The organism is Parabacteroides sp. An277 (assembly GCF_002159645.1).
Taxonomy (GTDB): Bacteria; Bacteroidota; Bacteroidia; order Bacteroidales; family Tannerellaceae; genus Parabacteroides.
In genome coordinates this window covers 1-22,523 of the sequence record NZ_NFJB01000033.1, presented here as the reverse complement: position 1 = coordinate 22,523, position 22,523 = coordinate 1, and the positions used below count along the sequence as shown (strand labels likewise).

At 48.1% G+C, this 22,523-nt stretch carries 21 protein-coding genes; 13 read left to right on the top strand and 8 right to left on the bottom strand.

Annotation, left to right across the window (positions count from 1 at the left end):
* Positions 1 to 2: 2 nt before the first annotated feature.
* From B5F77_RS12375 to B5F77_RS12365, 3 genes are all read right to left on the bottom strand, one after another.
* Positions 3 to 563: a LemA family protein gene (locus B5F77_RS12375; protein WP_087331196.1), complete on the bottom strand. Its 561-nt coding sequence runs from the start codon at positions 561 to 563 to the stop codon at positions 3 to 5.
* Positions 564 to 603: 40 nt separating this feature from the next.
* The gene (locus B5F77_RS12370; protein WP_087331219.1) at positions 604 to 3,432 is read right to left on the bottom strand and encodes a bifunctional fucokinase/fucose-1-phosphate guanylyltransferase; all 2,829 of its coding nucleotides are present in this window, start codon (positions 3,430 to 3,432) and stop codon (positions 604 to 606) included.
* 107 nt (positions 3,433 to 3,539) lie between these two features.
* Positions 3,540 to 4,763, bottom strand: a complete 1,224-nt coding sequence (locus tag B5F77_RS12365) for a carbohydrate-binding domain-containing protein (protein ID WP_087331194.1) — start codon at positions 4,761 to 4,763, stop codon at positions 3,540 to 3,542.
* 139 nt (positions 4,764 to 4,902) lie between these two features.
* Between B5F77_RS12365 and B5F77_RS12360 the strand changes: the two genes are divergently transcribed.
* Positions 4,903 to 7,578 (top strand): calcium-translocating P-type ATPase, PMCA-type, encoded by a 2,676-nt coding sequence (locus tag B5F77_RS12360; RefSeq protein ID WP_087331216.1) that lies wholly within the window; start codon positions 4,903 to 4,905, stop codon positions 7,576 to 7,578.
* 57 nt (positions 7,579 to 7,635) lie between these two features.
* Here B5F77_RS12360 and B5F77_RS15615 read toward each other — a convergent pair whose 3' ends face one another.
* A complete protein-coding gene (locus B5F77_RS15615; protein WP_140392877.1) occupies positions 7,636 to 7,845 on the bottom strand; it encodes a hypothetical protein in 210 nt (69 codons plus the stop codon).
* Between the two features lie 89 nt (positions 7,846 to 7,934).
* On the opposite strand from B5F77_RS15615, the gene tsaB reads away from it, so the two are divergent.
* Together tsaB and B5F77_RS12345 are read left to right on the top strand one after the other, a co-directional pair.
* The gene (tsaB, locus tag B5F77_RS12350) at positions 7,935 to 8,633 is read left to right on the top strand and encodes a tRNA (adenosine(37)-N6)-threonylcarbamoyltransferase complex dimerization subunit type 1 TsaB (protein ID WP_087331190.1); all 699 of its coding nucleotides are present in this window, start codon (positions 7,935 to 7,937) and stop codon (positions 8,631 to 8,633) included.
* A gap of 10 nt (positions 8,634 to 8,643) precedes the next feature.
* Positions 8,644 to 9,666: a DUF3810 domain-containing protein gene (locus tag B5F77_RS12345; protein ID WP_239446344.1), complete on the top strand. Its 1,023-nt coding sequence runs from the start codon at positions 8,644 to 8,646 to the stop codon at positions 9,664 to 9,666.
* Between the two features lie 168 nt (positions 9,667 to 9,834).
* Here the strand turns inward: B5F77_RS12345 and panD are convergent, their stop codons facing one another.
* On the bottom strand, positions 9,835 to 10,185 hold the full coding sequence (gene panD / locus B5F77_RS12340) for an aspartate 1-decarboxylase (RefSeq protein WP_087331186.1): 351 nt from the start codon (positions 10,183 to 10,185) through the stop codon (positions 9,835 to 9,837).
* A 9-nt stretch (positions 10,186 to 10,194) separates the two neighbouring features.
* Positions 10,195 to 11,034, bottom strand: coding sequence for a pantoate--beta-alanine ligase (gene panC / locus B5F77_RS12335; RefSeq protein WP_087331184.1), 840 nt, complete (start codon positions 11,032 to 11,034; stop codon positions 10,195 to 10,197).
* Between the two features lie 99 nt (positions 11,035 to 11,133).
* Here panC and B5F77_RS12330 point away from each other — a divergent pair, with 99 nt between their 5' ends.
* Both B5F77_RS12330 and B5F77_RS12325 read left to right on the top strand, forming a co-directional pair.
* Positions 11,134 to 11,949, top strand: a complete 816-nt coding sequence (locus B5F77_RS12330) for a glycogen/starch synthase (protein WP_087331182.1) — start codon at positions 11,134 to 11,136, stop codon at positions 11,947 to 11,949.
* An 18-nt stretch (positions 11,950 to 11,967) separates the two neighbouring features.
* Positions 11,968 to 13,362 (top strand): DUF4270 domain-containing protein, encoded by a 1,395-nt coding sequence (locus B5F77_RS12325; protein WP_087331180.1) that lies wholly within the window; start codon positions 11,968 to 11,970, stop codon positions 13,360 to 13,362.
* A gap of 776 nt (positions 13,363 to 14,138) precedes the next feature.
* Here the strand turns inward: B5F77_RS12325 and B5F77_RS12310 are convergent.
* Positions 14,139 to 14,603: a helix-turn-helix transcriptional regulator gene (locus B5F77_RS12310; RefSeq protein ID WP_022384518.1), complete on the bottom strand. Its 465-nt coding sequence runs from the start codon at positions 14,601 to 14,603 to the stop codon at positions 14,139 to 14,141.
* 145 nt (positions 14,604 to 14,748) lie between these two features.
* On the opposite strand from B5F77_RS12310, the gene B5F77_RS12305 reads away from it, so the two are divergent.
* The 7 genes from B5F77_RS12305 (at position 14,749) to B5F77_RS12275 (ending at position 21,793) form a co-directional block, all read left to right on the top strand.
* Positions 14,749 to 14,940 carry a hypothetical protein gene (locus B5F77_RS12305; protein WP_087331175.1) on the top strand — a complete coding sequence of 64 codons (192 nt, stop codon included), beginning with the start codon at positions 14,749 to 14,751 and terminating at the stop codon, positions 14,938 to 14,940.
* 11 nt (positions 14,941 to 14,951) lie between these two features.
* Complete coding sequence (locus tag B5F77_RS16015) at positions 14,952 to 15,266, top strand: hypothetical protein (RefSeq protein WP_087331173.1); 315 nt, start codon at positions 14,952 to 14,954, stop codon at positions 15,264 to 15,266.
* A 77-nt stretch (positions 15,267 to 15,343) separates the two neighbouring features.
* On the top strand, positions 15,344 to 15,547 hold the full coding sequence (locus B5F77_RS12295) for a hypothetical protein (RefSeq protein ID WP_087331214.1): 204 nt from the start codon (positions 15,344 to 15,346) through the stop codon (positions 15,545 to 15,547).
* The gene (locus B5F77_RS12290) at positions 15,544 to 18,786 is read left to right on the top strand and encodes a CHC2 zinc finger domain-containing protein (protein WP_087331171.1); all 3,243 of its coding nucleotides are present in this window, start codon (positions 15,544 to 15,546) and stop codon (positions 18,784 to 18,786) included. Before B5F77_RS12295 ends, B5F77_RS12290 begins: the two co-directional genes overlap by 4 nt.
* Before the next feature lie 409 nt (positions 18,787 to 19,195).
* Positions 19,196 to 20,410 carry an ATP-binding protein gene (locus tag B5F77_RS12285; protein WP_087331169.1) on the top strand — a complete coding sequence of 405 codons (1,215 nt, stop codon included), beginning with the start codon at positions 19,196 to 19,198 and terminating at the stop codon, positions 20,408 to 20,410.
* Positions 20,411 to 20,412: 2 nt separating this feature from the next.
* Positions 20,413 to 21,039: an RloB family protein gene (locus tag B5F77_RS12280; protein ID WP_239446342.1), complete on the top strand. Its 627-nt coding sequence runs from the start codon at positions 20,413 to 20,415 to the stop codon at positions 21,037 to 21,039.
* 520 nt (positions 21,040 to 21,559) lie between these two features.
* On the top strand, positions 21,560 to 21,793 hold the full coding sequence (locus B5F77_RS12275) for a helix-turn-helix domain-containing protein (RefSeq protein WP_022384507.1): 234 nt from the start codon (positions 21,560 to 21,562) through the stop codon (positions 21,791 to 21,793).
* A 62-nt stretch (positions 21,794 to 21,855) separates the two neighbouring features.
* Here B5F77_RS12275 and B5F77_RS15740 read toward each other — a convergent pair whose 3' ends face one another.
* Positions 21,856 to 22,032 carry a hypothetical protein gene (locus B5F77_RS15740; RefSeq protein ID WP_022384506.1) on the bottom strand — a complete coding sequence of 59 codons (177 nt, stop codon included), beginning with the start codon at positions 22,030 to 22,032 and terminating at the stop codon, positions 21,856 to 21,858.
* A 139-nt stretch (positions 22,033 to 22,171) separates the two neighbouring features.
* Between B5F77_RS15740 and B5F77_RS12265 the strand changes: the two genes are divergently transcribed.
* On the top strand, positions 22,172 to 22,523 hold a 352-nt coding region (locus B5F77_RS12265; protein ID WP_087331162.1), incomplete at its 3' end, for a hypothetical protein.

Sequence of the window (22,523 nt, the reverse complement as noted above, 5' to 3'; positions counted from 1 at the left end):
GATTAAAAGCTAATCTTCGGGGCCTCCTCGAGCGTTGCACGCTGCTGTTCCCCCAAATCGAACATAATCTCCTTCTTAAAACCAGCCATTCCTGCTATCAGGTTCGACGGGAAGGTCTCGACCGCATTATTCAATTCGCGCGTCGCCGAGTTGAAGTAACGACGGGCAGCAGCCAGTTTATTTTCCAAATCCGAAATCTCCTCCTGAAGCTGCATGAAGTTCTGGTTCGCCTTCAAATCCGGATAAGCTTCCACCGTCACTTTCAAACCAGCCAAAGCAGAAGAGAGGATATTTTCGGCCTTAATCTTGTCGTCGATGGTTTGTGCAGCCATCGCCCCATTACGGGCAGAAACAACCCGGTCGAGCGTTTCCTTTTCGTGCGCTGCATAACCTTTGACCGTCGACACCAACTGAGGTACCAAGTCATGACGTTGCTTCAACTGGACATCAATATCCGCAAACGCATTCTCACGGTTGTTTCTCAACTTCACCAACTTGTTGTAGAGCGATACGCCCCAAATGACCAAAACCGCTACTACGGCAATTACAATTAATACTGTCATATTCTTTCTGTTTTTTAATGAATAATTTACTACTTACATGTTACGACCTGCTTATCTGCAACCCGGTAGTCGAGAGGTCCATATCGACTAAACGGGCATTGGCATGGAGCGGATGTTCAGCCAAGATACGACGGATATGCACAGCCGCATCCGGGTCTTTCGCCACGATATACAAATAGCCTCCGCCTCCCGCGCCAGGAAGTTTACATCCTAAGCTATAACCACTAATACGGTCAATTAGTTCATCCACGGCAGGAGGATTTGTTCCAGTATCCAAAGCTTTGTTTTGCGCCCAGCTCTTGCCTACCAAATGTCCGTACAGTTCAAAGTCGCCCATCTGAATCGCTTCGAACATATCCAATGCATGTGCTTTCATCTCTCCTAAAAGCGAGAGATGCCGCCCGCTATTGAGGAACATTCCCTGTACAATTTCCGCCAAGATATGCTTGGCTGTGCGCGTGATACCCGTATAATATAGGATATGGCACGAGCGATAATCAGCATCCGTAAAAAGATGTTCCGGCAACCAACGTACCTGCGGACTCTGTAGGAAACCTTCCCCCGTCTGCAAAAGTTTCAAGCCATGCAAGATACCTCCGTATTGGTCTTGCCATCCGCCTCCTGTCGTCAAGAGTTGCTCCAATATCAACGTCCGATTGCCTATCTCGTTCTTATCCCAGTTCAAACCACAGAAATCAGCAAGCGACCCTAACACTGTAGCTGCCAAAATGGAGCTGGTGCCCAACCCCGAACCTGCGGGAATTGCTGCAAGCAACGTAATCTCCAAGCCACACCCAAACGCCTTCAATTGTTCTTCCAACGAAAGGAAATGTTCCGCAGAGAAACGGGGCAAGAATCCTGCCAACGCCAACGCTGCCTTGGGAATGGAGAAAGGAGAACCCACCTTATTGAAGTCGGCCAACTCCTCCCAGGTACGAATCACCTCCATAGCACCCAAGTCGATGGAACGTAACGTTATCTGGTAAGCCTTCGAGGGTTTCACATAGACCTGCAACGGCGGTTGGCCATTCAACTCAATCGCCACGTTCACTACATTTCCTCCGGCGAAGAGGCAATAGGGAGGCGTGTCGGTCCAGCCACCCGCCAAGTCGATGCGCACCGGACTGCGTCCCCACACGATTTGGTCCGGATAGACCTGCATCCGAGGCATCTGTTTATTCGTTTCTATCATGTGCGTCAACCCTTCACGCAACAGGGCGAACGCCATTTGCTGTTCTTGCGCATCCTCTTTTCCTTCCAAACAGAGGATACGAGCCCGCAACGCCCGGTTATGGATGCGTTTCATCAACGGCTCCTCTGTAGGCAACGCCTCCGGAGCCTCCAATCCGAAACGGGTAAACTCCTCGGCTGCATCTGCCAAATCCAGTTGGTAGAAAACACTCCGGGCATGGTTACGCGCCAAGAGTTTCCAATCCTCCTTCCTGAACAATTTACGTTGGGCCAACAAACGGCGCAAATTGGCATTATCCAACAGCTGGTTAGCCGATACTTTCTGGGCCTTTTCCCACAACACCTTTCCTGCCTCTAATTCCGGTTCGGAAATCATCCAACGCAAGAGAATACCCAAGTCGTCCACAGAAGCACAAACGGGAAAAAGCGGGGCATCCTGTATGTCCAGAAAATCCGCTAATGACACCTGACGCTCTTCACACCACGTACCCATGCGCTTACCCATCCAACAAGCCTCACCCTTCGCCCCTTTAAACAGATCATAAAAACCATACGGACGCGCCACATATTCATTTTCTCCCCATGGAACCACATCCACACACACTTCAGCCGGAAGGCGTAGCCTCCAATCGTTCTTCGGAATACCAGTCAGGACATGATGGTCATGCAATTCCCATCCTGCACTAATGCAACTATTTTCTATCCACAACTCCGAATTATCGACGGTCAGGGGACAATGAATAAGCGCGTTTTGCACAAACATAGCCGGATGCGGCTTTACTTTCCGTTGCATGATAGCCCGTTGGTCGCGCACCAGATTCTGTACGGCCAATGTAGAAGAGAGCAATTCCCGGCTCGTTCCATAATGATAAAATTCTCCGCCTGGCAACGGCAAAATAACTACCGAGAGTCGATTTAAATCCTCGGCATAAACGCGCGGGATTCTGCCTAAATTCAAACCGAAATCCCCATATAAATCATAAAAAGTCCAAGTTTTCCCATCTGCACCCTTCGAATGCTGCGCCAACAAACGGACCGCCTTATCGCTCAAAAGCCAAATGCCGATATCCATCAGGAAAAGATGCGTCTCCGAGAGCTTACCCAAGGTTTCTAATGAAGGCTTCTGAAGCATGAAATCGAGCACACCGGGCGTCTGACGCCGGGAAACGAACACACCGTGGTGTGTAGCCAAATTCGGATCAGCCCAAAGCCCATAGCATACCACATCCGCTTCCGGTATCGACTGAAGTGGTTCCGTGCAACGAATATAGACATCACCACTTGCCACGAGTGTATGAAGTGAAGCGGGTGCCTTTTCCAATATACGTTGATACAAAGGTAATTGTAATGATAACAAATTCTGCGACAAACGTTGTCCCCTTGCCCATCGGAAGACGGGTATCGGCGTCAGGACTTTCCCCGAAGGCGCATACGCCGGAAGCCGCCTTCCTTGTCCTCCGGCATGAAGCAACACACGCTTTTCGCGGCCAAGCCATTCATTAAACGAAAGGTTCTCTGCCTCTGCCTGCCAACAAGATTCCAACAACCAAACCGTTCCTCCACCTGAGCCCAAACGAGCACCCACGGGATCGGACGTACAATAATAATCCACCCCGACCTCTTCCAACTCATGAAAGCAATCCACCAAGTTGGGTGGCAACGACAACAATGTCTTCATCATCTTTTCTTGTCTCTGATTTTACGAATGCAAAGATACAGGAAAAAAAGAAACAAAAAAGCCCTCCCCGATACGAGGAAGGCTCTTCTTTTCGCATTTGTTCTACTTTAATTCCGTACCTTAAACGTCTGTTCGCCTATACATATAATATAGATACCTTTCGGCAAAGAGTAAGATTGCAAACCTTCTTGCTCGGCACGCGCTACGGTAGCACCGCTTATCGAAACAATAGCGACCTTCATCCGGCTGGGCGTCTGGACATAAACCGTACCCTCTTGGGCATACACCTTCGCACCCTCGATGTCCTCAATACCCGTCGCACTATCCCGGATAATTTCGCCGTTCTCTTCACCTTCCATCACACCGCCTTGCTGGATGACAATCGTACCCGCATTGGCTAAGGTACCACTATTGGTCAGCGTAATACCTTCGGGAATAGTGAGGGTGGAGCCTTCGGTAAGCATCAAAGCCTCACCTTCAGGCAGAGTTACATCGCCAACCAATGTATAATTTCCATAAACGGTATTGGTTGCACCGAGAATGCGCACAAACGAATTGACCGGTTCTTCCATCAACGCAATCGGGTCGCTGCTTTCCACCCAACTATTCCGAATTGTATAACTGATTTCTCCTTCGCGCAAAGACAAAGCACTCGCCGCATTACCTCTTAATGCCTTAAACGTACTATTGTCTATCTGAACTCCATCGCCATAAAGAGGTTCATAATCAGCCGCCACCAACGTCACTTCGCTTCCTGAAACCACCAAGCCTTCGTGTGCTTCCATGGCTTCCTTCGCTCCCGAATAAATATCCACCGCACTGTTTCCGGTAATATTAACTACGCCATAGCAAACAATGCCTTCTTCCGCCTCGGCTTGAATATTCAAATTGGAATTCGTGATGGACAACGAACCATCCGCCATAATCCCGTCGTCCGTAGCCGTAGTAATCGAAATATCACATCCATCCATGGAAATAGAAGCATCCGTAGCAATAGCGCCATCGCCTTCACCTTCCGTACGGATTGTTAAAGTACTTCCCTCGATTGTAATATCGCCTGCCGCATGAATGGCTTCATAGCCACTCTGAATATCCAAAGAGCCTTCTCCTTGGATGCGCAAAGAACCTTCTGCCGTAATGGCAGCTCCTTCGGTAAGCGGATAATTGATTTTATTTTCTCCGCTTAACACAATCGTCGCACCATCGGGCAACGTAATGCTTTCGCTCCTGGTTACGTTTACCAATTGCAACGTCTTCGTCGTTTCATTCCAATTCTGCCCCCAAGCCAATAACGGGAACAAAACTAACACACTGGTAAAGATTTTTCTCATACTTGTTACTGTTTTAATGTTTAACTTAGATTTAACTTTACAAAGGTACAAAATGTTCCGAGATAAAAGCAACGGATTTAGGCATATTCAAAAAATAATCCTACCTTTGCGCGAAGTATTTAACCCTTTTAGTGTAATGATGGAAAATAAACAACAGTATCAGGGACTTACCTCTGCTCAAGTAGAGGAAAGCCGCCGTTTGCATGGAGAGAATGTATTGACGCCACCGGCCAAAACGCCGTTGTGGAAACAATTCTTGGAGAAATTTGAAGATCCTATCATCCGTATCCTGTTGGTAGCTTGGGTGCTTTCGATGGTGATTGCGGGCGTACATTGCTGGGGACCGGAGGCCGCCGGGCTAGCCGCCTTTCTGGAACCGCTGGGCATTTTCTTCGCGATTATGCTGGCCAGTTGCGTAGGTTTCTTTTTCGAAGTAAAGGCCAATAAGGCTTTTGATGTGTTGAATACGGTAAACGACGATATACTGGTGACGGTCGTCCGGAATGGAAAGATTACAGAAGTGCCGAGGAAAGATATCGTCGTGGGCGATATCGTCATGCTGGGAACGGGCGACGAGATTCCGGCTGATGGCCAGCTACTGGAAGCGGTCTCGCTGCAGGTAAATGAATCGACCCTGACAGGCGAACCGATGATAGGCAAGACCACGAACCCGGCGGACTTTGACGAGGAAGCTACCTACCCCTCTAACGTCGTAATGCGCGGGACGACCGTCGTCGACGGGCATGGCGTCATGCAGGTAGAAAAGGTGGGCGATGCCACCGGATATGGCAAAGTCTACGAGGGCTCGCAGATTGAGAACAATATCGATACACCGCTCCAAATCCAGTTGAAGGGCTTGGCAAACGTCATCAGCAAGGCAGGCTATACGATTGCAGTACTGACCTTCGTGGCGTTGACTACCAAGCTCATCCTCTCAGGGCAGGAATATTCGGTAATGGAATGGATTTCGCACCTCTTGAACTTCTTCATGGTGGCCGTGACATTGATTGTGGTATCGGTGCCAGAGGGTTTGCCGATGAGCGTCACCTTGAGTTTGGCGTTGAGCATGAACCGCATGTTGAAGACCAACAACCTCGTCCGGAAAATGCACGCCTGCGAAACGATGGGTGCCACGACAGTTATCTGTACGGATAAGACGGGTACACTGACACAAAACCAGATGCAGGTACACGAGACGAAATTTTATAACCTCGACGGGCAGAAGTTGGTCGACAGCGACCTGAGCCGCCTCATCCAAGAGGGTATTGCAGTGAACTCGACCGCCAACCTGGAGCGCGAAGAGGGGAAAGTCAAGACGTTGGGTAATCCGACCGAGGCTGCCCTTTTGCTCTGGCTCAATGCGCAGGGCGTGGATTACCTCCCGTTGCGTGAGGAGGCGGAGGTGGTGAGCCAACTGACCTTCTCGACCGAGCGCAAGTATATGGCGACCGTCGTGAAGTCTCCGCTCTTAGGAAAGAAGATTTTATATGTCAAAGGTGCGCCGGAAATTGTCTTGGCCAACAGCCGTCGCGTGGCGATGAACGGCGGATACGTTCCGGCAGAAGAGGCACGCCCCGAAATCGAGCAGCAACTCCTCGCCTACCAGAACCAGGCGATGCGTACGCTGGGCTTTGCCTATCAAATATTGGAAGAAAGTGACAACGACGCGCCTTATACGGACGGCCGCTTGAACCCGGACGTGGATTTGACTTACCTCGGCATCGTGGCCATCTCCGACCCCGTGCGCCAGGATGTACCCGCAGCCGTACAGAGCTGTATGAAGGCCGGCATCGCGGTGAAGATTGTCACGGGCGATACGCCGGGGACGGCACGCGAGATTGGCCGTCAGATTGGCATCTGGAAACCAGAAGACACGGACCGCAATATCATCACCGGACCTGCGTTTGAGGCGCTGAGCGACGAGGAGGCTTTGGACCGCGTGTTGGATTTGAAAATCATGTGCCGTGCGCGGCCCACAGACAAGCAACGCCTCGTGCGGCTGTTGCAGCAACGGGGGGCAGTCGTGGCCGTAACGGGTGACGGGACGAACGACGCGCCGGCTTTGAAGGCTGCGCAGGTGGGTCTCTCGATGGGCGACGGTACGTCGGTGGCAAAGGAAGCGAGCGACATCACCATCCTCGATAACTCATTCGCCAGCATTACCCGCGCTGTGATGTGGGGACGTTCGTTGTACCGGAACATTCAGCGTTTCTTGCTGTTCCAGTTGACTATCAACGTGGCGGCGTGCCTGATTGTGTTGTTAGGCTCTTTGTTGGGAACGGAGTCGCCGCTGACTATCACGCAGATGCTTTGGGTGAACCTGATTATGGACACGTTTGCTGCGGGCGCACTGGCATCCTTGCCGCCGACGGAGCGCGTGATGAACGACAAGCCGCGTCGCAGCGGGGTGAATGGCGATTTTATCATCACCAAACCGATGGCGCACCGCATCTTTATCGTGGGCATCTTGTTTGTATTGGTGCTGATAGGGGTGTTGATGCGTTTTCATGTAACTGACGGCTTGAGCCCGCAAGACCTTTCCCGTTTCTTCACCTTCTTCGTCATGCTCCAGTTCTGGAATATGTTCAACGCAAAGGCATTCATGGACGGGCGGTCGGCGTTTGCCGATTTGAAGCACTGCAAGAGCTTCCTCTTCGTGGCGGCGTTGATTTTGGTAGGGCAATACTTGATTGTCACCTTTGGCGGGCCGATGTTTAACGTCGTTCCGCTTCCGTGGAAAGATTGGGGAATCATCATCGGCTCCTCGTCGCTGGTGCTTTGGGTAGGCGAGCTGGCGCGGCTCATTAAAAAATAATGCCGGACCGGTCATTCGGCCTTCGCGACTACTCCGGAAACGTGCCGGACCGGTCATTCAGCCTCCGCGACTACTCCGGAAACGTGCCGGACCGGTCATTCGGCCTTCGCGACCACTCCGGAAACGTGCCGGACCGGTCATTTGACTTCCGCGACTACTCCGGAAGCGTGCCGGACCGGTCATTTGACTTCCGCGACCACTCCGGAAACGTGCCTGACCGGTCATTCGGCCTTCGCGACCACTCCGGAAACGTGCCTGACCGGTCATTCGGCCTTCGCGACTACTCCGGAAGCGTGCCTGACCGGTCAGGCACTGTTTATGAAAAAGATTTTACAAGCATTTAAAACTGATTGAATATGGCATGTATATTGAATATTGAAACCTCGACGAACGTATGTTCGGCAGCGCTCGCGATAGACGGGAACGTCGCTTGGGAGCAAACATCCTACGAAGGACACTCCCACGCCACCTTGTTGGGCGTATATGTAGAAGAAGCCTTGCGCGAAATGCACTCGAAAGGCCACAAACTGGACGCGGTGGCCGTCAGTTCCGGACCCGGTTCCTATACCGGATTGCGCATCGGCGTCTCGCTGGCCAAAGGGCTTTGTTTCGGATTCGGCATTCCGCTGATAAGCATCCCGACGCTGGAGCTCCTCGCATACACGGCCATCCAGACGAAGCCTATCGACGGTGCGCTTTATTGCCCGATGATCGACGCCCGGCGGATGGAGGTCTATGCCGCCCTGTTCGACGGGCAGTTGCAGCCAGTACGGGGGGCACAGGCAGACATCGTGACCGAGGAGACCTACGCCGACACGTTGGCATCCCATCCGGTTTGCTTCTTCGGCGACGGGGCAGAGAAATGCAAGGCCGTCATCACCTCGCCCCACGCGCGGTTCCTCGACGGCATCTATCCATTAGCTTCCCACATGGCCCCGCTGGCCGAAAAAGCCTATGCGGCAAAGCAGTTCGAGGATGTGGCCTACTTCGAACCCTTCTACCTGAAAGAGTTCCAAGCGACCATAGCCAAGAACAAAGTATTAGGAAACCATTAACGGAAGCACGATGAGGGTTCGCTGGGCATTTTTGGGCCTCCTGCTGGCAAGCGTCTGGACGTTGATGGCCGTCCCAGGCGGAGGCGAATGGTATGCCTGGTATATCTACCCCGTGCTATCCAACGGGCTCTCCCGATTCTCCTCCCTCTTTCCCTTTTCCTTAGGAGATGTGTTCATTTATGGGAGTCTGGGCGGACTGATAGCCTACGCCGTCGTCTGCCTGTACCGACGGAAAGGCATCCGGAAGATGATACGCCGCGAGGTGGAATACCTGGCTTGGACGTACGTCTGGTTCTACCTGGCATGGGGATTACTCTACTACAGAGCGGACTTCTTCACCCGCACGTCGTTGGAAAAACAGCCCTATTCAGAGGAGCAATTCAGCCTTTTCCTGACGAGGTATACAGATTCACTGAACGCCTCCTATGTGACAAACGGGAACTGTACCGAACCGGTCGTCGCGCACGAGGTAAAACAAGGCTACAAACAATTGGCGACTCACTATGGCTTGAACAAACCCGCCGATTACCTCCGGGCGAAACCTATGCTCTGTTCCACGTGGATGAGCGGAGTCGGCGTGTTGGGTTACGTCGGTCCCTTCTTCACAGAATATAACCTGAACCGCGACCTACTCCCCACACAATTCGCCGCGACCTACGCGCACGAGATGGCCCACGTCCTGGGAATAGCCAACGAAGCCGAAGCCAACTTCTTCAGCTACAAAATTTGTACCGCTTCGTCCGTGCCCGCCATACGCTTCTCAGGGTATTTCTCTTTACTTCCCTACGTAATATCTAACGCACACCGTCTCTTGTCTCCTACCGATTTCAAGACCTGGAAAGAGACGCTGCGCCCCGAAATCATTACACTCTATCAAGAAAAACAGGCATACTGGAATGCGCTATACAACCCGTTCATCGGACGCCTGCAAGCACAATTGTATAATTGGTATTTGAAAGGGAACCGTATCCCGACGGGCACCGCCAACTATTCCGAGGTCATTTCGCTCATTATCTCCGAAAGTATGTTGTAGAATATAAAAAATAATTTGGTTAATTGATTCAAAAGGCCCACCTTTGCAGTCAGATAACCTAAACAATCTTTTTGCCTTTAAATTTTATTACTATTGTGAGCCAAATAAAAGAGGACCTCTCCTATATAGGAAGGTCCTCTTTGTTTCTTAATGAATTAAATAAAGAAGTCAAATCAAGCGATTGGTAGCTGTATCAGGAAACACCACCGCAGGCTTGAAATGCTTCGCCTCTTCAAAATCCATCCAAGCGTACGACATGATAATGACAATATCACCCGGTTGCACTTTACGAGCCGCGGCCCCATTCAAACAAATCATACCCGAATGAGGTTCGCCCGGAATAACGTAAGTCTCAAACCGTTCCCCATTATTATTATCCACAATGGCCACCTTTTCACCCGGAATGAGGTTGGCCGCCTCCATCAATGCAGAATCAATCGTAATGCTCCCGATATAATTCAGGTTGGCCTCCGTGACAGTCACCCGATGGATTTTGCTTTTTACCACTTCTACGTACATAACCTACGCTCAATACTTGATATTGTCTATTAATCTTACTTCGCCACAATACACCGTGATGCATCCTACTGGATAATCCGTATCTTTCCAATCGGCAATAGGCTGCATCGTATGGCCATCCACTATCTCGAAATACTCTACTTCCATGACCGGATTCGCATTCAGCGTGTCACATACGAACCGCTTCACCTCCTCTACGGACTTTTCTTTCACCAATGCTACGCTTTCCTTTAACGTGCGGGCGATAAGAGGCGCTTCCTGACGTTGCGCAGGAGTCAGACGCACATTGCGGCTACTAAGAGCCAATCCATCTGCTTCGCGTTGGATAGGACACGCCACAATCTCAACCGGAATCCTTAATTGGCGAACCATCTCACGAACCACAGCTATTTGCTGGAAATCTTTCTCACCGAAATAAGCCCTGTCCGGTTCCACTATATAAAATAACTTGCTTACTACTTGCGCTACCCCATTGAAATGTCCAGGCCGACGAGGTCCTTCCATTACTTCAGCCACCGGACCTAAACAAAACTGGCGTGTATCTGGTTCCGGATACATTTCCTCAACGGATGGAGCAAAAACATACGTGCATCCTGCTTTCTCAAGCAACGCGCAATCTGCCTCTAATGTACGCGGATAAGTTTCCAAATCATGCTTATCATTAAATTGTGTAGGATTAACAAACACACTCACCACGCATACCTCATTCTCCTCTACACACCGCTTTACCAAAGATAAATGTCCTTGGTGTAAGGCACCCATGGTAGGAACCAATCCGATGTGCTTTCCTTGCTGCCGCTCAGCAGCAAGGTATTCTTTCAATTCTTGTTTCTTCTCAACTACTATCATGTTAGATAAAGCTAAAATCGGGTGCAAAGCAACAAAAAATTGGCCATATATGAAAGATTTTTCGTATCTTTGTGCGAAAATAATAAACGTGATAACAGAATGGATGCAAAAAAAGTGTTGTTTATAACTCAAGAAATCAACCCTTATTTGAAGGAAACTGAGATTGCAACGGTGTGTCGCCACTTGCCGATGGGCATTCAAGACTGCGGTTGCGAAATCAGAACTTTTATGCCTAAATTCGGTACCATTAACGAACGTCGAAACCAACTGCATGAGGTCATTCGCTTATCAGGTATGAATCTGATTATTGACGATACCGACCATCCGCTTATCATCAAGGTTGCTTCTATACAACCGGTTCGTATGCAGGTATATTTTATTGACAATGATGACTATTTCCTCCGTAAAGCCGGTATTAACGATGAAGATGGAACAGAATTTGACGACAACGATGAACGTTCTATCTTTTTCGTGCGTGGTGTGATGGAAACCATCAAGAAATTACGTTGGATTCCTGATTTGATTCATTGCCATGGATGGTTTTCCGCGCTCACCGCATTATATATTAAACGTATGTATGCCGATGATCCTTCCCTTTGTAATGCCAAAGTAGTGTATTCTATGTATAATGACGCATTCCAGAAGCCACTAAGTCCATCATTTGCTGATAAATTAGTAACTGATGGGGCTACTGAAGAAGATGTAAAAGGATTGCGACAAGAGGCAAGTTACGAACATCTGAACCAAATGGTTATCGACATGGCAGATGGTGTTGTACAAGGTAGTGAAACGATAAACCCTGTTCTTAAAGCATACATCGAAGAAAAGAAAACTCCTTTCCTCCCCTATCATACGGTAGAAGAACTGGCTCCAGCTTGTTATGAATTCTACCAAAAATTGTGGAGCGAAGCTTAATGTTTATACAACAAATATATGAAAATCAAAAGTATAATACTTGGGCTTGCTGGCAGTGGTTTGCTGCTGGCAAGTTGCAATGATGAAATTAGTTTGGTGGGACCAAGTATTCAACCTGAAAGTGACCGCATTACTGTGTGGACAGATACCTTTGAAGTCGAGGCTTCTACCATTAAATTGGATTCCGTTTATGCACGTACCGCATCGGGATTATTAGGTCAACTCTACGACCCGCTTTATGGCAATTTGAAGAGTGATTATATTTGCCAATTTTATTGTCCGGATAATTATACGTTTACGCATGAACCGCTGAATGGGCAGGTCGACTCGATGGCACTCTTCATTATGTATAATAACGGAGGATATTATGGCGATTCATTGGCTCCTATGCAAGCCAAGGTGTATGAAGTGACCGAACCTCTTGACCGAAATTACTACACCAACTTGGATCCAGCAGATTATTGTAATCTGCAAAATCTTATTGGAGAAAAGACCTATACGGCATACGACCAGAGTATATCAGACTCGATTCGCAATATTACAGATACGAACGATTCCCTTTACTACACTCCCAACGTGCGCATCCGTATCAACCGGGAAATAGCGCAACAACTTTACGATGAGACGGTGAATAATCCGACTACCTTTGCTTCGCAGGAATCTTTCAACAACTTCTTCCCTGGTTTTTACATCACCACCGAGTTCGGTACGGGTTCCATTATTGCTGTGGCACAAACTTCTTTTTATATTTATTATCGGTATACGGAACAGATTGGTACAGATGCGGAGCCCAGAGATACCATCATGCAGGCACGTGAACAATTCAACGTCACAAAAGAGGTCATTCAAATGAACCAAATGCAAAACGAAAACTTAGAGCAACTTTTGGCTCCAAGCGATGAATTCATGTACATTAAAAGTCCTTCTGGCGTATGCACTCGTTTTGTCATTCCTGCTCGCGAATTGAAAGAACGCATAAATGACGACCGTATTTTGAATAATCTTAAATTCAGTCTGCAAGCCAAACCGCAAGAGGATTGGCTTTATGCCTTTGAAGCGCCAGACGATTTGCTTCTTTTACCAGAAGATTCTGTCAAGAACTTTTTTGAAGGACGTAATATAAATGACGGAATTACTTCGTTTAACGCACAGTATTCCAGTTCGACGCGTACCTACGATTTCGGGAATATTTCAAATGTGCTTCGCACGCATTGGGCTAATAATCCAGAGGAAGACTTAGTGCTTTTGGCTATACCGGTAGACGTAGGCCGCTCTACTTCAAGCAGCTATGGACAAGAGTCAACAACAATCACTTCGGTAAGTAATTTACTTGCTCCGGCGGGTGTGAAACTGAAAAAGGATAAAGAGTCGATGACTTTCGTACTCGTTACCAGTCAATATAACGATATGTAAAGAAACTTTTCAGTGATAAAATAACCCATCGGCCTCGGTCCGTCGCATTCGACAGGTATCGACAAGCCGATGGGTTTTCTTTTTTTATTCCCCGCCTGATTTCCCCCCCCCAATTTCTCCAATCTGCCAGAAAAAGAGCATGCCAACTTTCATTTTTCCCTGTTTTGATGCGCAGAACTAACTCCTATCCCTTCTTTACTTTCTTTTTGAAAAAAGAAACGCTCAGGAAGGGCTTCATTCGGCTTACTTCAATAAAAATAGTGTGCAAGAAACATTCTTGAACCTCTATTTTTTTGAAAATAAGACTCAGGAAGGCGTTCTTCAAGCCTATTTTAAAAAAAGAGACACTAAAGAAGGGGTCGGACGAAGCCTTTTTCATCCAGTCCCCGTTTTCTAACCTCCCGCACCATTTGAAAAGACGTCCGGCATGGCGTTGGCTCCCTTTACTATGCATACAAAAAAAGCCGCCAAGCAATCTGGAATCATGCTTGACGGCCTAAAAGCCATATTTATTATGAATACTTATTTCTCTTCAACTGCAGCTTGCGCGACTCTAATTAGATATTCATATTCAATGAGTTATCTACTATGCAGAAAACAAATAGCAAACAGTCTCGTGAATTTGATTTCTCTTATCGAATTTCCATCGAATATCCAAACTCAATAACAGTCGAAATGATAGCAATATATATTTGAAAATCAGATAACTACCGATATTGGTGTAAACATTCTGCGCTACTATGTGCCAATCATCATATTGACCACAGTATTCAATGTTACATATTTTGCCTCCTTTCTTTTAGTAGTTCTATAATTGCGTCTTTGTCCTTCAGATTGGAATCCAGACGGATAATTTGTGCATTCAGGCTATCTATCTGCTCCTTCAGTAGCTTGATAGTGCCGTTCAAGTTTTCCACCTTGGTCTGTTCGGCGGTAAGCTGGGCTGCAAGTCCGCTATCGCCAATGTTGTTATTGGCATCTCCCCCGTCCAATGCCACTGCCGCGAGGTATGCGGATATCTGGGGGTTGACCGGGCAGAACAAGGCGAAAAAATTAAAGTCCAACGCCTTGCAAGCCTTGACAAGCCGCTTGGTCTCCATCGTCTCCCTTTCCAGAAGGCGGTTTATATGCTGTTGGGGGATGCCAAGCCTGCGTCCAAGTTCGGACTTAGAAAGGCCGAGTTCGTTGCGGCGTTGGTCAATAGCCTGTCCCACATGTACGTCTTTTATATCTATATTCATGGGTCAAACCTTAAATTGCAATATTAAATCAACAATTATCAAACAAATATTTGGCTATATAAACCTTTTTGTGTTATTTTGCCGATGATACAAATTGAATTTGTGACTACAAAGTTAAACATTAATCATTAAACAAACAAATATTATGGCAGAAAACATGGAAAAAATCCGTCCCGCGCTTGTCGCACTCGAAGTTGGCGATGAAATCACCTTCCACATCTCCAGGCTGAAAAGCGTCCGGACCCAGGCCTCAGAACTTGGTGCCATCTACAACCGTCAGTTTAAGACGCGGACGGACAGGGAGAGACAGACCATCACCGTAATGCGTACCTTGTAAATCCTGAGGCTATGCAGTTCCTCCAGTTTTTAGACCGCCTAATTCCTTATGACACATTCCTGAATGACCTTGCGGCAAGGATTGTCAAGTACCTGAAATCCGACAATGCCGATCCGGAATTTATTAGTCAAAGGAAGGCTTATGAGATGTTCGGTCGCCGGAATGTCGAAAGATGGAGACGGCAAGGGAAAGTGGTATGTTATAAGAGACCAGGCAAAGTGGAATACAGGACGACAGACCTCCGCCTCCTGCAACGCACGGTCCAGGACTATTTCGATAACACTTCTTCTGATATAAACAGAAATAGTTTAGATATAAAGAAATAAGGAAACAATATAAGGATATGCCGGTGCTGTAATTCATGAGACATACGAAGCAGGCATACGATAAAACATTACAGCGGATGAGAGAATTAGTGCCAACATGCGACCCGGAAGGGGTTTATTCGGTCAAGCGTACTTGTGCGGAACTGGGTGTCAGTTACAAGACGCTTAGAAAATATAAGGAAAGCGGCTATATCAAGCCGCTTAATCCCGATAATGCCAGCCGTCCAAAATACTCCGGCCAGTCCATAATTGACTGTTGGAAAATCCTGACCACCTTATGATAAGCGAGTCAACAATCAACAAAGTCAGGGAGCTTGCTATAGGGGATGTATTGGAGCCGTATGTCAGGCTGTCAAGGAAAGGCTCGACCCTGATGGGCATTTGTCCGTTCCATGAGGAGCGGACAGGTTCTTTCTCTGTCAGTCCGGGAAAGAACCTGTTCCACTGTTTCAGCTGTAACCGTGGCGGCGATGCCATCACATTCATCATGGAGAAAGAGAACCTTTCCTTCATGGAAGCCATCGAGTTCCTGGCCAGACGGCACAATATTCCCATTGAGTATGTGGAAGGACAGGACAAGGAGCAAGTCGCAAAGATTCAGCACAAGGAAACGCTTCTTGCCATACTCGGCCATGTACAGGACTTCTTTGTAGGCAGCCTGCTGATGCCTGACAGTGATGAAAGCCGCCTTGCCCGTGAATATGCTTATGGAAGATGGCCGGAAGAGTTCTGTTCGGTTGCTGGTATCGGGTACGCGCCGCGTGACGGAGGTGCGTTCATGGAGTTCTGCCGGACAAAAGGACTGGACGAGGATGTACTTTTCGAGCTGGGTCTGCTCCGGCGCGGAGATGACGGTCGTGTCTATGCCATGTTCAGACACAGGATAATGATTCCCATACGCAACAGGTGGGGACGCATCATCGCTTATACCGCCCGTTACATCGGAAACAATCCGAAAGCACCGAAATACATCAATTCACCAAACAGCGCGGTGTATGCCAAGGGGGAATGCCTGTTCGGTATAGACCGGGCGAGCCGGGAACGCAGTGCGGAATACTTTATCATCGTGGAGGGGGCGCCTGACGTGTTGCGTATGCAGTCCGTCGGCTACGACAATACCGTGGCCGCATTGGGTACAGCATGGACGGACAGCCAGTTTGAGCAACTGAAAAAGTACACCACTTCATTATGCTTCATCCCTGATTCCGATGTCAGTGAAGGCAAACCCTTCGGACCGGGATTCGAGGCAGTCATGGCAAACGGGACAGCCGCTGTCAGGAAAGGTTTCCATGTAACCGTAAGGGAACTGCCGTTTGCCGAAATCCCCGTCGGTAAAAACGGCTGGGATGTGAAACCCGGAAAGAACGATGCAGACAATTTCATTCATTGCCGGGAGGATTACACTTCACTGAAAGAAAGGCTGTTTATTGTCTGGCTGGCACAGAAACGCTTTCTTGTCGCGGACTCTTTGGTGGAAGAACGGAAATGCGTGTCAGAGATTGCAGACCTGATGCGCTATGTGAAAGACCAACTGATATTCAATCAGTGCATTGATGAATTGGCCAGAATCTACGGGAAAGCCAAATTGTGGCGTGATGCCGTAACGCAAGCCCGTGGAGAGGCGCGGAAAAGGCAGGACAAACTTACGCCAATGGACGAGAGACAGCGTGAAGCGGAACTGCTTCGCCAGCATGGGCTGTTCATCAGGGAGAACTGTTATTACGCCACCGGGGATGACGATGAGGAGCCGTCAAGGATTTCCAACTTCATCATGGAACCGCTGTTTCACATCGAGGACGAGAACAACGGCACACGCATCTTCCGTATGCGCAACACCTATAATATATGCCGTGTCATTGAACTGAGGGAGTCCGAATTGTGTTCGCTAAATAACTTTCAGCAAAAGGTCGGCTCCGTGGGCAACTATGTGTGGCTGGCCAAGATAGACAAGCTCAACCGTGTCAAGGAGTATCTGTACTCCAAGACCGACACGGCGGAACGTGTGCGCAAATTAGGATGGAACGCCGCAGAAGGCTTTTTCGCCTTTGGTAACGGACTTCTTGCTGATGGAAAATTTCAAGCTGTGGATGACCTCGGCATTGTCCGTGGTGTCAGCGGAAAGGCGTACTATATTCCTGCCATGTCCAAAATCTACATTCATAACCCGGAGATTTTCCAGTTTGAACGTCTGATGATACACGAGAACCGTAACGGCATAAAGCTATACAACTATGTGAAACAACTGATGGAAGTATTCGGCGAGAACGCTACCGTTGCTTTCTGTTATCTGCTGTCCACCCTGTTCCGGGACGTAATCTTCCGCCGCACAAGGCATTTCCCTATTCTAAACCTCTTCGGTGAGAAGGGAACTGGAAAGACCACGCTTGCCACTTCATTGCAGGCTTTTTTCCTGCACGGCGTTGACCCTCCCAATCTCGGTGTCACTTCCGTACCGGCTATGAACGACCGTGTTTCACAGGCAGTCAATACGCTCGTAGTGCTTGACGAATACAAGAACGACCTTGATATCCGTAAGATAGCCTATCTGAAAGGGCTTTGGGGAGGCGGTGGCCAGACAAAGAAGAACACGGGTACGGACGGCATGGCAACACAGACCATTGTCAGTACAGGTGTGGTGCTTTGCGGACAAGACAAGCCCACGCAGGATATGGCACTCTACACCCGTGTCCTGTTTCTCGCCTTTTCCAAGACCTCGTTCAGCCAAAAGGAGAAAAGCCGCTATGAGGATTTGGTAGCCCTGTGCAACTTGGGACTGACACACCTGACCATAGAGATACTGAATCATCGGGAGTTGTTCGAGAAGAACTTTTCGGACACCTATTCCATTGTAAAACGGGAACTGGCCACCAAGATGGAAGATGAGACGATACATGACCGAATTTTCGGCAACTGGGTGATTCCTTTGGCCACGTTCCGCACGTTGGAAACCGTGCTGGATATGCCTTTCAGCTATACCGACCTGTTCGATACTGCCGTCAAGGGAATGCGCGTCCAGAACGAGCTTGCCCAGGAAAGTTCTGAGGTCGCCGACTTCTGGAACATGTTGCAAGGTTTCCAGACGATGGGCAAGTGCGTGGAGAAGGCGCATTACCGCATCCGTTACCTGAAGAGCTTCCGTCCGTTGGCTGCCAAGGAAGAAATCGAGTTCATGGAAGCACGTCCCATTCTTTACTTGAATATGGCAGCTGTGGCCTCCCTGTTCAATAGCCGTAACCAAAATGCCACGGTCAACCGCTCCAACTGGTCAACCATCATGTCCTACCTCAAATCGCACCCGTCATTCCTTGGGCTGAAGCAGGACAGGTTCACGATACTGTTGCCAAACGGCTTGCCGGATTACACGATAGAGATGTCAGGCGGCGAACAGGTCAAGAAAGTCAAGGCCAATCGTCCGAAAGCGTTGTGTTTCGACTACTTACAGTTGAAGGATATGTTTGGGCTTGACCTTGAAACGGAAATGGTTCAAGATGAAATGGATTTAGCAAATGAGGTCTCATGAAATGAAACAGTTCATTATTCCTCATCTTGCTTTATAATCCATGAGCCGTCTTTGCGACCGCCTTCCCTTGATATGATGCCTAATTCTTGAAAAGTTGTAATGCCACATTTGTCTTTAGGGACATTTCAGATATGGTTAGGCCTTTATTCTCACGGATTAAACCTAACGCAATCATCTGACGTTCAGTTATTTCTTTCGTGACATGCTTTTGTCCTCTAATATGTAAGACAAGTTTTACTATTATAAGATCAGGCTGTTTTACTGCAAAATACCCGGTTGGCCCAATGCTGAATAGTTCAAACTAAGGAAATAAATCAATTTAGTAGATATGAAAATCCAGCTATCTTTACCAAATACGGAAGAAAACTTGTATATTTGCAAAAAATCAGCAAATAACAAGGTTAAATATATGATTCTCGAATTTTGTGCCAGCAATTTCCTGTCCATAAAGGATGAACTTAAACTATCCTTCGTGGCCACTACCCTAAAGGAATCCCTTTCGGAACCTAATGATGTCATTCCGCTTTCCGACATGGGATTGTCACTCGTGCGCAGTGCGGTGATTTACGGGGCGAACGCTTCAGGAAAAACGAATGTATTGAAGGCCATCGCTTTTTACAAGCGTTTCATCATGGATTCGTTCAAGAACAGCCAGGCTGGCGAAAGCATAGACGTGGAGAACTTCCGCCTGAACATTTCCACCGCCCATGAGCCGACCACGATGGAGGCCACCTTCGCCGTCGGTGAATACATCTACCGTTACGGCTTTGAGGTAGACCCCAAAGCTATACATGCCGAATGGCTTTACCGCCGTATGAACAGGAAACGTGCCAAAGAGGTAGAGATATTCTACCGCGAAGGGGAAACAACCACCGTTCATGCTAAAAGCCCGTTGATACAGGATTTGGTCAACAAGAAAATGGTTCGCGGCAACGCGCTTCTTCTCTCCACTGCCGCCCAGTTCAACGAAACGACCGCCGTCAATATCCTGCATTGGCTTGGCGACACACAAGTCCTGTTCTGTAGCGAGGACGAGAAAATGTGGTCGCAAGCCATCAGGCATCTGGACGATGAAAAGATGCGTGAGCGTATAGTTCGTTTCGCCAAATATGCGGATTTGGGCATAGACAACATAGCCAAGATTGACAACCGCATCGTAAGCAGCCATCGTCAGTACGATGATGAAGGAAAAGCGACCCATAATGTAGCCTTTTCGTTTAACGGAAACGAATCCGAGGGAACCATCAAATATTTCTCCTTGGCATATCCTATCATAGATGCGCTGGACAATGGCAAACGTCTGGTGGTGGATGAGCTTGACTCCAAACTCCATCCGTTGCTTGTGCGCAAGATTATCACGCTTTTCAACTCGGCGGAGACAAATCCCAAAGGAGCGCAACTGCTGTTTACCACTCATGACACGTTCCTGCTCAGTGCAGGTCTGTTCCGCAGAGACCAGGTATGGTTCACTCAAAAGGATAGTTTCGGCGCGACAGAAGCCTATTCGCTGGCCGAGTATAAAGTGCGTGGCAGTTCACCTTTCGAGCGGGATTACCTGCAAGGTAAGTTCGGTGCCACGCCCATTATAGGTGATATGGAAACAATATTTACGGCGGAGGGATGACCATGGGAAAGACAAAAAAGAAAGACCATCGTTCCGCTTCATTGACACGCCGCCAAAGCACGAGAGAAGTAAAGCAGTCGTTTCTCATCGTATGTGAAGGTGTCCGCACGGAACCGGATTATTTCAAGGCCTTCAGAATGACCGCCGCCACGGTAAAGGCGGTAGGCCAGGCAATGAACACGACCAGTCTTGTGAGCAAGGCCATTAGTATCCGTGACGCCGACCAAAAGAAGAAGCGGACTTATGACCAGTGCTGGGTAGTGTTCGACAAGGACGATTTTCCTGCAAAGGACTTCAATGAAGCCATTACACTGGCCGAAAAAAACGGTTTCAAGGTGGCCTATAGCAACCAGGCGTTTGAATATTGGTTCCTGCTGCACTTCAATCTCTACAAAGGGGCGTTGCACAGGAACAGTTATGCCGACATGCTGTCAAGGCTTTCAGGAATACCCTATTCCAAGACGGAAGGATTCGGGGCTATTATGTATAACCGATTGCTCCACCTGCAACCGCAGGCCATTAAGAATGCTGCTACTGTCCTTGCCGAAATATCACATGGCAATCCGGCTATGGAAGAATCTTCCACTACCGTACATCTGTTGGTGGAAGAATTGAACAAGTTTATCTGATTATGCTCGTTAAGGTCATCCTATGGATGGCCTTTATTTTATGGCATATTTCAAAATATAATCTGCACACATTTCAGGATTGACGTTGTTGACAAGATACAAGTTGCATCGTATCAGTTACTTGCATCAAAAACGATGCGTTGACAAACGTTGACAAGCGTTGACGCTTTTGAAAATCCTATGAATTTTGTAGCCAATGGTTGACAAAAACACACGTATCTATATTTATTCTTATTTCTATAAGAAAAAAGATAAAGTATTGAATAATAAGCATTTCTGATAAGCTGTATAATCAAGTTTGTACATTGGCTTTCTTGTCAACCTTGTCAACGCTGAAATATATATGCCTATCTGTTTTTTAGATTTTTGTCCCGTTGCCATTTCATGTAAAGATGATTACCTTTCTGAACAGACGGACACATATTCCCTGAAAATCCTACAAACTACGTGGTATTCCCATGTTTAACCTGTTTCATTTTGATTTTCGGCATTGTATCTTTAATGCCAAAACAAAGTGGATATGGATATATGCAAACATTTTTCAGAGATAAAGCCGGAACAGTCGTATTCGGTAAGCGATGCGGCGCGTTTCCTCGGCATACACCGGTGTACCATCTATGATTACATTACCCATACGGAAAGGCCGTTGCCGTTCTTCCGGATGCAGGACAACCAGAGAATACAATTCCGTGGTGATGACCTGATTGCCTACAAGACTGCCGGCCTCCCGAAGAAAGGGCGCAAACGGAGATAGGATGAAAATTTCATAGCCTGCCACACCAATAGAGATATAGCAGGCCATGTTTGTATTCGTGGTCAATCTGCCAGCCCCCTGACCGCTTCAAGCAGCTTACAGACCATACCCTCCGCCGCTTCCATGTCGGCCAGTACATCCTTCATTCGGTAAGGTGCGCCATTTTTGCCGTGTCCGTTACCGTCCAGCCATAGATAGGCTTCCGAATCAGCGTCAAAACCCTCGTAATACTCTTCCATATCGCTTACCAGACTTTCAAGGCTGCGTCCTTGCATCGTGGCAGAAAAGAAGAAATCCTGTCCGGCAGGAGTGAATTGGGGTCAGTAGATTTTTAGTGGGGATATTTCAGATTAAAGATTAATTCTTTTACTTTGCGACATGGAAAACGATTATTTGAACATGTTGGCCAGTATAGTACTGCCTACACAGATATTGGATTACTTCTCCATAGTTGGGATATCCCAGACTTCAACGGAGATACATATTAGTCTGGACGAGAAGATGAATCCGGAACTAAGCGAGGACGTGCACTTTGAGTCCAAAGGCTTTATGGAAGCGGTAAGCGTGACGGACTTCCCGATACGCGACCATAAAGTAATTTTGAAGGTACGTCGCAGGCGCTGGACGGATACCCGCACGGGCAAGAGTTTCAGCATTCCAATAGACCTTGACATCGTGGCCAAGGGCACCCGTTACTCCAAGGAGTTCGGGGCTTTTTTAAAAGAGACGT

Coding starts and splice junctions, on each gene's coding strand:
- B5F77_RS12375 (WP_087331196.1), bottom strand. CDS start 563: ATGACAGTATTAATTGTAATTGCCGTAGTAGCGGTTTTGGTCATTTGG.
- B5F77_RS12370 (WP_087331219.1), bottom strand. CDS start 3,432: ATGAAGACATTGTTGTCGTTGCCACCCAACTTGGTGGATTGCTTTCAT.
- B5F77_RS12365 (WP_087331194.1), bottom strand. CDS start 4,763: ATGAGAAAAATCTTTACCAGTGTGTTAGTTTTGTTCCCGTTATTGGCT.
- B5F77_RS12360 (WP_087331216.1), top strand. CDS start 4,903: ATGGAAAATAAACAACAGTATCAGGGACTTACCTCTGCTCAAGTAGAG.
- B5F77_RS15615 (WP_140392877.1), bottom strand. CDS start 7,845: ATGACCGGTCAGGCACGTTTCCGGAGTGGTCGCGAAGGCCGAATGACC.
- tsaB (WP_087331190.1), top strand. CDS start 7,935: ATGGCATGTATATTGAATATTGAAACCTCGACGAACGTATGTTCGGCA.
- B5F77_RS12345 (WP_239446344.1), top strand. CDS start 8,644: ATGAGGGTTCGCTGGGCATTTTTGGGCCTCCTGCTGGCAAGCGTCTGG.
- panD (WP_087331186.1), bottom strand. CDS start 10,185: ATGTACGTAGAAGTGGTAAAAAGCAAAATCCATCGGGTGACTGTCACG.
- panC (WP_087331184.1), bottom strand. CDS start 11,034: ATGATAGTAGTTGAGAAGAAACAAGAATTGAAAGAATACCTTGCTGCT.
- B5F77_RS12330 (WP_087331182.1), top strand. CDS start 11,134: ATGGATGCAAAAAAAGTGTTGTTTATAACTCAAGAAATCAACCCTTAT.
- B5F77_RS12325 (WP_087331180.1), top strand. CDS start 11,968: ATGAAAATCAAAAGTATAATACTTGGGCTTGCTGGCAGTGGTTTGCTG.
- B5F77_RS12310 (WP_022384518.1), bottom strand. CDS start 14,603: ATGAATATAGATATAAAAGACGTACATGTGGGACAGGCTATTGACCAA.
- B5F77_RS12305 (WP_087331175.1), top strand. CDS start 14,749: ATGGCAGAAAACATGGAAAAAATCCGTCCCGCGCTTGTCGCACTCGAA.
- B5F77_RS16015 (WP_087331173.1), top strand. CDS start 14,952: ATGCAGTTCCTCCAGTTTTTAGACCGCCTAATTCCTTATGACACATTC.
- B5F77_RS12295 (WP_087331214.1), top strand. CDS start 15,344: ATGAGAGAATTAGTGCCAACATGCGACCCGGAAGGGGTTTATTCGGTC.
- B5F77_RS12290 (WP_087331171.1), top strand. CDS start 15,544: ATGATAAGCGAGTCAACAATCAACAAAGTCAGGGAGCTTGCTATAGGG.
- B5F77_RS12285 (WP_087331169.1), top strand. CDS start 19,196: ATGATTCTCGAATTTTGTGCCAGCAATTTCCTGTCCATAAAGGATGAA.
- B5F77_RS12280 (WP_239446342.1), top strand. CDS start 20,413: ATGGGAAAGACAAAAAAGAAAGACCATCGTTCCGCTTCATTGACACGC.
- B5F77_RS12275 (WP_022384507.1), top strand. CDS start 21,560: ATGGATATATGCAAACATTTTTCAGAGATAAAGCCGGAACAGTCGTAT.
- B5F77_RS15740 (WP_022384506.1), bottom strand. CDS start 22,032: ATGGAAGAGTATTACGAGGGTTTTGACGCTGATTCGGAAGCCTATCTA.